At 73.4% G+C, this 12,248-nt stretch carries 9 protein-coding genes; 6 read left to right on the forward strand and 3 right to left on the reverse strand.

The features are described from left to right. Positions 1 to 134: 134 nt before the first annotated feature. Positions 135 to 917 (reverse strand): esterase/lipase family protein, encoded by a 783-nt coding sequence (locus tag ACIPYQ_RS06790; protein ID WP_401246851.1) that lies wholly within the window; start codon positions 915 to 917, stop codon positions 135 to 137. Positions 918 to 1,091: 174 nt separating this feature from the next. On the opposite strand from ACIPYQ_RS06790, the gene ACIPYQ_RS06795 reads away from it, so the two are divergent. Then, positions 1,092 to 1,493 (forward strand): cobalamin B12-binding domain-containing protein, encoded by a 402-nt coding sequence (locus ACIPYQ_RS06795; RefSeq protein WP_030710468.1) that lies wholly within the window; start codon positions 1,092 to 1,094, stop codon positions 1,491 to 1,493. 127 nt (positions 1,494 to 1,620) lie between these two features. Here ACIPYQ_RS06795 and ACIPYQ_RS06800 read toward each other — a convergent pair whose 3' ends face one another. Then, the gene (locus ACIPYQ_RS06800; RefSeq protein WP_401246854.1) at positions 1,621 to 3,207 is read right to left on the reverse strand and encodes a DUF5691 domain-containing protein; all 1,587 of its coding nucleotides are present in this window, start codon (positions 3,205 to 3,207) and stop codon (positions 1,621 to 1,623) included. 302 nt (positions 3,208 to 3,509) lie between these two features. Further along, positions 3,510 to 4,853: an SWIM zinc finger family protein gene (locus ACIPYQ_RS06805; RefSeq protein ID WP_401246857.1), complete on the reverse strand. Its 1,344-nt coding sequence runs from the start codon at positions 4,851 to 4,853 to the stop codon at positions 3,510 to 3,512. A gap of 134 nt (positions 4,854 to 4,987) precedes the next feature. On the opposite strand from ACIPYQ_RS06805, the gene ACIPYQ_RS06810 reads away from it, so the two are divergent. The 5 genes from ACIPYQ_RS06810 to sucD all read left to right on the forward strand — a co-directional run bounded on the left by ACIPYQ_RS06810 (position 4,988) and on the right by sucD (position 12,082). After that, positions 4,988 to 6,094: an AAA family ATPase gene (locus ACIPYQ_RS06810; protein WP_361760504.1), complete on the forward strand. Its 1,107-nt coding sequence runs from the start codon at positions 4,988 to 4,990 to the stop codon at positions 6,092 to 6,094. After that, the gene (locus ACIPYQ_RS06815) at positions 6,091 to 8,376 is read left to right on the forward strand and encodes a DUF5682 family protein (RefSeq protein WP_401246861.1); all 2,286 of its coding nucleotides are present in this window, start codon (positions 6,091 to 6,093) and stop codon (positions 8,374 to 8,376) included. Before ACIPYQ_RS06810 ends, ACIPYQ_RS06815 begins: the two co-directional genes overlap by 4 nt. Before the next feature lie 166 nt (positions 8,377 to 8,542). Then, positions 8,543 to 9,688 carry a VWA domain-containing protein gene (locus tag ACIPYQ_RS06820; protein ID WP_401246864.1) on the forward strand — a complete coding sequence of 382 codons (1,146 nt, stop codon included), beginning with the start codon at positions 8,543 to 8,545 and terminating at the stop codon, positions 9,686 to 9,688. 303 nt (positions 9,689 to 9,991) lie between these two features. Next, on the forward strand, positions 9,992 to 11,170 hold the full coding sequence (gene sucC, locus ACIPYQ_RS06825) for an ADP-forming succinate--CoA ligase subunit beta (protein ID WP_266626308.1): 1,179 nt from the start codon (positions 9,992 to 9,994) through the stop codon (positions 11,168 to 11,170). Between the two features lie 21 nt (positions 11,171 to 11,191). Then, positions 11,192 to 12,082 carry a succinate--CoA ligase subunit alpha gene (gene sucD / locus ACIPYQ_RS06830; protein ID WP_030710487.1) on the forward strand — a complete coding sequence of 297 codons (891 nt, stop codon included), beginning with the start codon at positions 11,192 to 11,194 and terminating at the stop codon, positions 12,080 to 12,082. Positions 12,083 to 12,248 lie beyond the last annotated feature (166 nt).

Genomic DNA, 12,248 nt, shown 5'->3' on the forward strand with positions numbered 1-12,248 from the left:
CCGGTTACTCGCAACGACAATCTTCGCCGGGTCCCCAGATTGCCGGAACCGGGCATTCGGCCGCCTTTCGGTCGCCGAAAGACGCACCCTTGGCCTTGAGTTCGAAATTCGTTCGACTGGAGGTCGCTCGGCGGCTAGGCGACGGAAGCGGTCTCCACGCCCGTAACGGCGGCCAGACCGGGCCCGTCGAGGGCGCGCCGGACCGCCGCGATCACGGCGGGGTGCGCGGCCAGCGCAAGATGTCCGATGCCCGTGACCTGCACATTTTCCACACATAGATCCGGGTGCTCGATCCGCGCCGTCCCGACCGGAGTCATCAGTGCGTCGAACTCGCTCCAGAACGCGACGCAGCGCGTGGCACACCCGGGCGCGGGCGCGGCCAGTTCGGCCAGCACCTCGGAGTCCGGGCGGATCTGCCGCACCAGCGGGTGGGCGTCCATGAAGGGCGCGACCCGCGTGCCGGAATGCGGGGTGCCCAGGGTGACGAGGGTCCGGACGCGGGTGTCGCCGCCGAGGCGCTGGACGTAGTACCGGCCGACCAGGCCGCCGAGGCTGTGCCCGACCAGGTCCACCCGGTCCTGCCCGGTGCGCTCGCACAGCTCCTCGACGCGCCGGGCGAGGTGGCGGGCGGTGACGCGCAGGTCGAGGGTGAAGGGCGAGTAGTTGTACGCCTCCACGTGCCGCAGGCCGTCCGCCCCGAGGGCGCGCCGCAGGAACACGAAGACGGACCGGTTGTCGCTGAAACCGTGGAGGAGGAGGACGGGCGGGCGTGTCGCGGGCGCGCCTCCGGTGACCTTTTCCTGGCACACTCCGGTCGGATAGAGGAGGAGGTGCCCGCCGAGCACCACCACCTCGAGCGCACCCGCCCGCAGCGCGGCGCCGGACAAGGGCATGGACACGGGTATGTACAGCCCCATCGACGGCCTCCCCTGAGCCTCTTGGGACCCGCGGCTTTTGCGCCACCGTGCCGTGCGGCTGTCGGCGCGGTGGCGCAATGCCGTCCCACGTGTGATTTCCCCCTCGTGGTTGACCGCGAAACGGCGGCGTGCGCGATGCTGTACTTAACGTTCGTTCACTCGGGAGGCAGTGCGATGGGTGTGACCGGTCCGATCCGTGTGGTGGTGGCCAAGCCGGGTCTCGACGGCCACGACCGCGGGGCCAAAGTGATCGCGCGGGCGCTGCGGGACGCGGGCATGGAGGTCATCTACACGGGCCTCCACCAGACCCCCGAGCAGATCGTGGACACCGCCATCCAGGAGGACGCCGACGCGATCGGCCTCTCGATCCTCTCCGGCGCCCACAACACGCTCTTCGCGCGCGTGCTGGAACTCCTCAAGGAGCGCGACGCGGAGGACATCAAGGTCTTCGGCGGCGGCATCATCCCGGAGGACGACATCGCCCCGCTCAAGGAAAAGGGCGTGGCCGAGATCTTCACCCCGGGCGCGACGACGACGTCCATCGTGGACTGGGTCAGGGCAAACGTCCGCACCTGACAGCCCCGCCGGCGTTTGAGGCGAGCCCAAATCCAGCCTCGCCGGCGTTTGAGGCGCGGGGTCTGGGGCGGAGCCCCAGTTCTGTTGAGCCGAGCCGAGCTGAGCCGGACTGCCCCCCCGGGAGGGATCAGGCGGCCGGCGCCAGCTCCGCAAGCATGGCCGCGCGCAGCCGCAGCGTGGCCACCAGCCGCTGAAAGGCCTCGGCCCAGTACGCGGCGGCGCCGGGTGCCGCGTCCGGCGGCTCCTCCGTGGCCGCGGTCAGGGCCTCCAGCCGGCCGGCCTCCGCAGGATCGAGGCAGCGCTCGGCCAGGCCCATCACCCCGCTGAAGCTCCACGGGTAGCTGCCGGCCTCACGGGCCATGTCCAGCGCGTCCACCACCGCCCGGCCCAGCGCCCCCGCCCACGGCACGACGCACACCCCGAGCAGCTGGAACGCCTCCGACAGCCCGTGGGCCCGTATGAACTCGGCGACCCATTCCGCCCGCTCCGCATCCGGCAGGGTCTCCAGCAGCTTGGCCCGCTCCGCGAGCGACGCCGTGCCCGGACCCGCCGCGGGCGATGCGGACGGCGGGCCGAGCAGGGCCCGCGACCACGGCGCGTCGCGCTGGCGCACCGCCGCCCGGCACCACGCCGCGTGCAGTTCCTCGGTCCAGCCCTCGCCCTCGGCCACGGGCAGCGCCACGATCTCCGCGGGGCCCAGCCCGCCGAACCGCTCCCGCCAGCACGAAAGCGGCGCCGCCTCCACGATCTGGCCGAGCCACCAGGCCCGTTCCCCGCGTCCGGCGGGCGGCCGCTTGACCACCCCGTCGCGGAGCATCCCCGCATCGCACTCGGCCGGCGGGGTCACCCCCTCCGGGCCCACGCAGGCCACGGCGCGCTCCGCCATCCGGCCGGCCAGCGCCGATCGGGGCAGGGCCGACAGCAGTTCGGCGGCCGTGGCGCGGACATTGCGGCTGCGGTCGCCCAGAGCCGTCTCCAGGAAGGGCTCGTCCCCCTCGGACAGCCCCACCCGCAGCGAATCGAGGAACATCAGCCGGTCCTCGGCCCGTTCGGTGGCCCAGGTCGTCGCGAGCAGCCGCGGCGCGGCCGCCGCCTCGTGCGCCCGTACGGCGCCGAGCAGCGCCACCCGCTCCGCGAACAGCCCTTCCTGCCACAGCCGTTCCACCCCGGCCGGGTCCGTCACCTCGGGCAGCTCCCCGGTGCCGCCGGCTCCGCCGCGCAGGGCGAACCGCCAGTCCGGATTCAGCCGGGCCAGCCACAGCCCCCGGGTCCCGGCCAGGGCGAGCGCCTGTGGTCGCAGGTCGGTACGGGCCCGGGCCGCGTCCAGCAGCGCCGGTACGAGGGCGGCCGGCGCGCGGTAGCCGTGCCGGCCGGCCGCGGCCAGCCACTGGGGCAGCAGCTCCGTCAGGTCCGGGGCGGCCCCGCGCCGTCCGCCGCCGTTGACCGGGCCCTTGCGGTCGGCCAGCAACTGCGCGAGCCTGCGGCCGGCAGCCTCCGGTGGCGCCGGCCGGGGGTCCCGGGGTGCGGGCTCCGGGCGCGGCCCGGCCTCGGCCGGACGCAGCCCGGCCCGGCGCCGTACGGCGTGCACGGCCGCCGCGTCCAGCAGTGCCTGCGGCGAGCCGGCCGGGCCCCCGCCCCTGCGCCGGTCGGTGCCCAGCAGTGCGGCGCCGACCAGCTCCTCCCACTCCCCGTATCCCTCGTCACCCTTGCTCATCGGGCCCCTCCCTCGCCGCTCGTCCTTCTTCGCGTCCTGCGCTCCGGTCCCGCCCCCTGCACGGGACCGGAGCGGTCGTGCGTCCGTGCCACTGCGCTCAACTGGCGTGGTTGTCGTTCATGCAAGCCCCCCGGCTTCTCGTCGTCACAGCGCCGGCGCCCCCGCGCCGCCGCACACCTCGTCGTGCTCGTCGTGCCGCGTACGGCGCCCCCCGGCGCTGCCGCGTTCCCTCCCCGCCGCCTCTGATCGACGGCATACGTCCCCCCAGGCCCCCTGCGATGTGTGAGGTGTTCCGGCTGCCCTCAGGACAGGGCGACCGGCTCGGGCGAGTCCGGCTGCCAGGCCGTCAGCGGGGTGAAGCCGCGGTGGCCGCATTCGCCGAACACCGTCACCGGCCCCCCTCCCGACAACGCGGCCAGCTGCCACAGCCCCGAGCGGGAGCGGCTGCCGGACCCCGTGAGGGGCACCGGCAGGGCGCAGGTGCCCTCCGCGTCCGCCAGCTGCCAGCCGAGCTCTCCCGGTATCGGAACCACCGGGCCGAGCACCACCGGCCAGGACTCCAGCCACGGGTCCTCCCGCAGCGCCGCCCCGTACGCCTCGAGCGCCGCCCCCGTGCTCACCCCGGACGGAACCCCGGTGCACGGAACGGCCGCCGAGAATCTCTCCCCGAGGTCCGCCCGCAGCCCCGCCGATCCGGGCCGGAAGCGGACTTCCGCGTCCAGCACCAGCCCGACCGGCAGCGACAGGCCCGGCGGCCGCCCGGGCGGTCCGAAGTCCAGTACCAGGGCGGGCCGTCCGCCCTGCAGTCCGCGCAGCCATATCCGGCGGGTGGTGAGCCGGCCGTCCGGTGAAACCGAGTCGTACTGGGCCAGCACCAGCCAGCGGTCCCGTACGGCCTCCCCCTCCCCGGAGGCCGGCAGTCCCACCCGGCTGCGCACCGTCGCCGCCAGCTGTTCCGGCAGCCCGGCCACCCCCAGCCAGGCCCGGTCCAGCAGGTGCAGCAGCGCCGCCTCCTCCAGCATCCGGGCGGGCCAGCCCGGGCCGCAACTGGGTATCGTCCCCAACTCCCTTACCCGTCCGGCCAGTCCGGGCGCCTGCGCGTCGACCATCCGGGCGGCGGTCTCCTCCCACCCCGCGTAACCGGCCTGTTCCTGGCCCGCGAGACCGCCGCGCAGCAGATCGGCCAGCCGCTGCTCCAGCTCGGTGACGCCCGCGCCGACGCGGGCCGCCCGCCGCTCGGCCCGCTTCCGCGCCCCCTCCTCGTCCACCGGCCCGCCCGCGCCGGAGGCCGGACGCGCGGCCTTCGCCGCCCGGTCCGCCAGCCACTGCGCGGCCCAGTCGGGCGCCTCGCCCGGCTCGCCGGCCCCCTCGGCGGACCAGAGCAGCAGCAGTCCCAGCGCGTGCTTGCACGGGAACTTCCGGCTCGGACAGGAGCACTTGTACGCCGGTCCGGTCAGGTCCACGACCGTCCGGTACGGCTTGCTGCCGCTGCCCTTGCACAACCCCCATACAGAACCGGAAGCGGAACCTCCGATCTGTGACCACGGACCCGCCCCTCCGAGTCTGCTCCCCGCTTTGCGTGAGGCGTCGTCAGGAGCCAGAGCCAGTACCTGTTCCGCTGTCCAGCGGACCCCCTGCTCAGTCATGTGTCCCACCGTAGAGAACCCCACTGACAATCGCTCTGACCTGCAACAACACTATGAACAGGGCTCGTTGTCAGTGGTGTGGTGCACCTTGGATGCAGCAGTCGGAAGCGGCTGCCGAGCCTTGGAGGGGGACCATGACCACGCCCGAGAACGAACGCCCGGCCGAAGCGCTGCGACCGCACGCCGAAGACGCCTTCGCACACGAACTGAAAGCCCTCGCGGCCGCCGACGACCGGCCCCGCCCGGCCCGCTGGAAGCTCTCCCCGTGGGCCGTCGCCACGTACCTGCAGGGCGGCACGCTCGACGACGGCACGGTCATCACACCCAAGTACGTGGGACCGCGCCGCATCGTCGAAGTCGCCGTCACCACCCTGGCCACCGACCGCGCCCTGCTCCTGCTCGGCGTCCCCGGCACCGCCAAGACCTGGGTGTCCGAACACCTCGCCGCCGCCGTCAGCGGAGACTCCACCCTCCTCGTCCAGGGCACCGCCGGCACCCCCGAGGAAGCCATCCGGTACGGCTGGAACTACGCCCGGCTCCTCGCCCACGGCCCCAGCCGCGAGGCCCTCGTCCCCAGCCCCGTCATGCGCGCCATGGCCGAGGGCATGACCGCCCGCGTCGAGGAGCTCACCCGCATCCCCGCCGACGTCCAGGACACCCTCATCACCGTCCTGTCCGAGAAGACGCTGCCGATACCGGAGCTCGGCGAAGAGGTACAGGCCGTGCGCGGCTTCAACCTCATCGCCACCGCCAACGACCGCGACCGCGGGGTCAACGAGCTGTCCAGCGCGCTGCGCCGCCGCTTCAACACCGTCGTACTGCCGCTGCCCGCCAGCGCCGACGCCGAGGTCGACATCGTCGCCCGCAGGGTCGACCAGATGGGCCGCGCCCTCGACCTGCCCGCCGCACCCGAAGGGCTGGAGGAGATCCGCCGCGTCGTCACCGTCTTCCGCGAGCTGCGCGACGGGGTCACCGACGACGGCCGTACGAAGGTCAAGTCGCCCAGCGGCACGCTGTCCACCGCCGAGGCCATCTCCGTCGTCACCGGCGGCCTGGCCCTGGCCGCCCACTTCGGGGACGGCGTGCTGCGCCCCTCCGACGTGGCCGCCGGGATCCTCGGCGCCGTGGTCCGCGACCCGGCCGCCGACAAGGTGGTCTGGCAGGAGTACCTGGAGGCCGTGGTCCGCGAGCGCGACGGCTGGAAGGACTTCTACCGGGCCTGCCGGGAGGTGACGGTATGAGCCCGAGCCCGCGGGGCCCGCTGCTGCTGGGGGTCCGGCACCACGGGCCCGGCTCGGCCCGCGCGGTGCGGGCCGCGCTGGACGCGGCCCGCCCGGCGGCCGTGCTGATCGAGGGGCCGCCCGAGGGGGACGGACTGCTCGCGCTGGCCGCCGACCCCGGGATGCGGCCGCCCGTGGCGCTGCTCGCGCACGCCGCGGACGACCCCGGCCGGGCCGCGTTCTGGCCGCTGGCCGACTTCTCCCCGGAGTGGGTGGCGATCCGCTGGGCGCAGCAGGCCGGCGTACCGGTGCGGTTCATGGACCTGCCGGCCGCGCACTCGCTGGCCGCCGAGGCGGGCCCGTACGCCGACGAGCCCGCCGAGCCCGACGCGGTCCGGGTCGACCCCCTGGCGGTGCTGGCCGAGACCGCCGGGTACGACGACCCCGAGCGCTGGTGGGAGGACGTGGTCGAGCACCGGGGCACCGGGGGAGCCGACGGCACCGGGGGCGGGCCGGAGGAGGTGCTCGGCGCGTTCGAGGCGCTCGGGGAGGCCATGGGAGCCCTGCGCGAGGCGTACGGCGACGGCGGCCACCACCGCGACCTCGTGCGCGAGGCGTACATGCGGCAGCGGATGCGGGCCGCCCGCCGGGAGTTCGGCGACGCGTACGCCGTCGTGTGCGGGGCCTGGCACGTCCCGGCGCTGCGGGCGAAGACCACCGTGGCCGCGGACAAGGCACTGCTGAGCGGCCTGCCGAAGGTCAAGGTGGAGACCACCTGGGTGCCGTGGACCCACCGCCGGCTCGCCCGGGCCGGCGGGTACGGCGCGGGCATCACCTCGCCCGGCTGGTACGCCCACCTCTTCGAGGCCCGGGACCGGCCCGTCGAGCGCTGGCTGACCAAGGTCGCCGGCCTGCTGCGCGCGGAGGACCGGCAGGTCTCCTCGGCGCACGTCATCGAGGCCGTCCGGCTGGCCGAGACCCTGGCCGTGATGCGGGGACGGCCGCTGCCCGGCCTGACGGAGACCCTCGAAGCGGTCCGGGCGGTGATGTGCGACGGTTCCGACATACCGCTCGCCCTGATCGAGGACCGTCTGGTGGTCGGCGACGTGCTCGGCGAGGTCCCGGACGCGGCACCCGTCGTACCGCTCCAGCGGGACCTGACGCGGCAGCAGCGCTCGCTGCGGCTCAAGGCCGAGGCACAGGACCGCGAACTGGAACTCGACCTGCGCAAGGACACCGACGCGGCGAAATCCCTGCTGCTGCACCGGCTGCGGCTGCTCGGCATCGGATGGGGCACCCCGACCGCCTCCCGCGGCAGCACCGGGACCTTCCGGGAGACGTGGCGGCTGCGGTGGGAGCCCGAACTGTCGGTGCGGGTCGCCGAGGCCGGGATCTGGGGCACCACCGTCCTCGCGGCGGCCACCGCGAAGGCCGAGGCCGACGCGGCCGGAGCCGAGGAGCTGGGCGAGGTGACGGCGCTCGCAGAGCGGTGCCTGCTGGCCGGGCTGTCGGAGGCGCTGCCCGCCGTACTGCGGGCGCTCGCGGACCGGGCCGCACTGGACACCGACGTGGCGCGCCTCGCCAAGGCCCTGCCCGCGCTGGCCCGTTCGCTGCGGTACGGGGACGTGCGCGGCACCGACGCCACCGCGCTCGCCGTGGTGGCGGCCGGGCTCGCCGAGCGGATATGCGTGGCATTGCCGCCGGCCTGTGCGGCCGGCCTGGACGCCGACGCGGCGGCGGAACTGCGGGGCCACGTGGACGGGGTGCACGGAGCGGTGGCGCTGCTGGCCGACGCCGACGAGGGGCTTCGGGAGCGCTGGTCCGCGGTGCTGCGGACGCTGGCCGGCCGGGACACCGTGCCGGGCGTCATCCGCGGCCGGGCGGCCAGGCTGCTCCTCGACGACGGGCGGCTGCCGGCCGAGGAGACGGCGCGGCTGATGGGGCTCGCGCTGTCCCCGGCGGCCTCCCCGGCCGACGCGGCGGGCTGGATCGAGGGCTTCGCGGGCGGGAGTTCGGGCGGGGGCACGCTGCTGGTCCACGACGACCGGCTGCTGGGGCTCATCGACGCCTGGCTGGTGGGGGTGCCGGAGCGGGCCTTCACCGACGTGCTCCCGCTGCTGCGGAGGACCTTCGGGGCGTACGAGCCGGGGGTGAAACGGAGCCTGGGCGAGCTGGTGCGGCGGGGGCCGGGCGGTGCCGCGGCTGCCGTGCCGGGCTTGGCGCCTGAGGGTTTCGGCCCCGAGCTGGATCCCGTGCGGGCGGACGCGGTGGTGGGGCTGGTGCGGATGCTGCTCGCGGGGTGAGGTGCCGCGCCGTTGCGGGGGCTCCGCCCCTGAGCCCCCGCGCCTCAAACGCCGGCGGGGCTGAAGGATCGGGGCTCCGCCCCGGACCCCGCGCCTCAAACGCCGGCGGGGCTGGATTGTGTGGAAACGACTAGTGGAGGGGGACGGACGGATGGGTGGGACGGACATGGGCACGGCCGGAGACGAGCGGTTGCGGCGATGGCGGATGGTGCTCGGTGGCGGGGAGGCCGAGGGGACCGGGTGTGTGCTGGGCGGGCGGGATGCGGCGATGGATGCCGCGCTCGGTGCGCTGTACGGGGGCGACGGGGGGTCGCGCAAGGGACCGGGGGCGCGGTCGGCGGGGCTCGGCGGGTCCGCGCCGAACGTGGCGCGCTGGCTCGGGGACATCCGTACGTACTTCCCCAGCTCGGTGGTCCAGGTGATGCAGCGCGACGCGATCGAGCGGCTCGGTCTGTCCACGCTGCTGCTGGAGCCGGAGATGCTGGAGGCCGTCGAGCCGGACGTGCACCTCGTGGGCACGCTGCTCTCGCTGAACAAGGCGATGCCCGAGACGACGAAGGAGACGGCGCGGGCCGTGGTCCGCAAGGTGGTCGAGCAGCTGGAGAAGAAGCTCGCGGCGCGGACCCGGGCGACGCTGACCGGCGCCCTCGACCGGTCCGCGCGGATCAGCCGCCCCCGCCACCACGACATCGACTGGGACCGCACGATCCGGGCCAACCTCAAGAACTACCTGCCCGAGTACCGGACGGTGGTTCCCGAGCGGCTGATCGGGTACGGCCGTGCGGCGCAATCGGTGAAGAAGGAGGTGATCCTCTGCATCGACCAGTCGGGTTCGATGGCAGCCTCCGTCGTCTACGCCTCCGTCTTCGGCGCGGTGCTGGCCTCGATGCGCTCGATCGCGACCCGGCTCGTCGTCTTCGACACCGCCGTCGTGGACCTCACCGATCAGCTCGACGACCCGGTCGACGTCCTCTTCGGCACCCAACTGGGTGGCGGCACCGACATCAACCGCGCCCTCGCCTACTGCCAGTCGAAGATCACCCGCCCTGCCGACACGGTCGTGGTCCTGATCAGTGATCTCTACGAGGGCGGCATCCGCAACGAGATGCTCAAGCGGGTCGCCGCGATGAAGGGGGCGGGGGTCGAGTTCGTGACCCTGCTGGCGCTGTCCGACGAGGGCGCCCCGGCCTACGACCGCGAGCACGCCGCCGCCCTTGCCGCGCTCGGCGCGCCGGCCTTCGCCTGCACCCCGGACCTGTTCCCGGAGGTCATGGCCGCGGCGCTGGAGAAGAGGCCCCTGCCGACCCCCTGACGGGCCCGGTTCCGGCCTCCTCCCGGCTCCGTCCCGGCCCGTCGTGTGAATCGGTGAAACGCACGAACTTCCAGTTCAACCGTGAGGCGATCTGTGACAGGTATCACCGCTCAGGTGTGATCTGCGATTTAGGGACCTACGGCCTGCGGGGATAACCTGCGGGACGGACATGCCGCGTCCACGGTCACCGTGTGCGCCTTCCTTGTGACAGCGCCGTCACGTTGCCCTCCGCGGCACGCCCACGCAGATAGCAGACAACCGCGAATCACTGCGAATCTTTAAAAAGACAAGGGACGGACGCGCGTGGACCTGTTCGAGTACCAGGCGAGGGACCTCTTCGCCAAGCACGGTGTACCGGTGCTGGCCGGTGAAGTCATCGACACGCCTGAGGCGGCTCGCGAGGCCACCGAGCGGCTGGGCGGCAAGTCGGTCGTCAAGGCGCAGGTGAAGGTCGGCGGCCGCGGCAAGGCCGGCGGCGTGAAGCTGGCCGCCACCCCGGACGAGGCCGTCGCCCGGGCGACGGACATCCTCGGCATGGACATCAAGGGCCACACGGTCCACAAGGTGATGATCGCCGAGACGGCCCCCGAGATCCTCGAGGAGTACTACGTCTCGTACCTCCTCGACCGCACCAACCGCACCTTCCTCGCCATGGCGTCGGTCGCGGGTGGCATGGACATCGAGCAGGTCGCCGAGGAGACCCCGGAGAAGCTCGCCAAGGTCCCGGTGAACGCCAACGAGGGCGTGACCATCGAGAAGGCCCGCGAGATCGTCGCGCTGGCGCAGTTCCCGGCCGAGGTCGCGGAGAAGGTCGCCGAGGTCCTCGTGACCCTGTGGGCCACCTTCATTGCCGAGGACGCGCTCCTCGTCGAGGTCAACCCGCTCGCGAAGGTCGCCAACGGCGACGTCATCGCGCTCGACGGCAAGGTCTCCCTCGACGAGAACGCCGAGTTCCGCCAGCCGGGTCACGAGGAGTTCGTGGACCACGCGGCCGCGAACCCGCTCGAGGCCGCCGCCAAGGCGAAGAACCTCAACTACGTCAAGCTCGACGGTGAGGTCGGCATCATCGGCAACGGCGCGGGTCTCGTCATGAGCACCCTCGACGTCGTCGCCTACGCCGGCGAGAACCACGGTGGCGTCAAGCCCGCCAACTTCCTGGACATCGGCGGTGGCGCCTCCGCCGCCGTCATGGCCAACGGTCTCGAGATCATCCTCGGCGACCCGGACGTCAAGTCCGTCTTCGTCAACGTCTTCGGTGGCATCACCGCCTGCGACGAGGTCGCCAACGGCATCGTCCAGGCGCTGGCCCTGCTGGAGGAGAAGGGCGAGGCGGTCACCAAGCCGCTCGTCGTCCGTCTCGACGGCAACAACGCCGAGCTGGGTCGCAAGATCCTCTCGGACGCCAACCACCCGCTGGTGCAGCGCGTGGACACCATGGACGGCGCGGCCGACAAGGCCGCCGAGCTCGCGGCTGCGAAGTAAGGGCAGAGGTCACAGACTCACATGGCTATCTTCCTCAACAAGGACAGCAAGGTCATCGTCCAGGGCATGACCGGTGCCACGGGCATGAAGCACACCAAGCTGATGCTGGCTGACGGCACCAACATCGTCGGCGGCGTGAACCCGCGCAAGGCCGGCACCACCGTCGACTTCGACGGCACCGAGGTCCCGGTCTTCGGCTCCGTCGCCGAGGCGATGGAGAAGACGGGCGCCAACGTCTCCGTCCTCTTCGTCCCGCCGGCCTTCGCCAAGGCCGCCGTGGTCGAGGCGATCGACGCCGAGATCCCGCTGGCCGTCGTCATCACCGAGGGCATCGCGGTTCACGACTCCGCCGCCTTCTGGGCGTACGCGACCGCCAAGGGCAACAAGACCCGGATCATCGGCCCGAACTGCCCGGGTCTGATCACCCCCGGCCAGTCCAACGCCGGCATCATCCCGGGCGACATCACCAAGCCCGGCAAGATCGGTCTCGTGTCCAAGTCCGGCACGCTGACCTACCAGATGATGTACGAGCTCCGTGACATCGGCTTCACCTCCGCCGTCGGCATCGGTGGCGACCCGGTCATCGGCACCACGCACATCGACGCCCTGGAGGCCTTCGAGGCCGACCCGGAGACCGAGCTGATCGTCATGATCGGCGAGATCGGCGGCGACGCCGAGGAGCGTGCGGCGGACTTCATCGCGAAGAACGTCACCAAGCCGGTCGTCGGTTACGTCGCGGGCTTCACCGCCCCGGAGGGCAAGACCATGGGCCACGCCGGCGCCATCGTCTCGGGTTCTTCCGGCACCGCACAGGCCAAGAAGGAAGCCCTCGAGGCCGCCGGTGTCAAGGTCGGCAAGACGCCGACCGAGACCGCGAAGCTGGCGCGCGAGATCCTGAACGCCGCTCAGTAAGCAGTCCCCGTACGGTCACACGTACGGACGCACGGATGCACGGGCGTGGGCCGCCCCCCCCCCGGGGGGGGGGGGCCCCCCCGGGGGGGGGGGGGGGGGGGGGGGGCGCGGGGGGGGCGGGGGGCGGGGGGGGGGGGGCGCGGCGGGGGGGGGGGGGGCGGGGCCC

Source organism: Streptomyces sp. NPDC090045, assembly GCF_044747975.1.
In the GTDB taxonomy this organism is placed as follows: Bacteria; Actinomycetota; Actinomycetes; order Streptomycetales; family Streptomycetaceae; genus Streptomyces.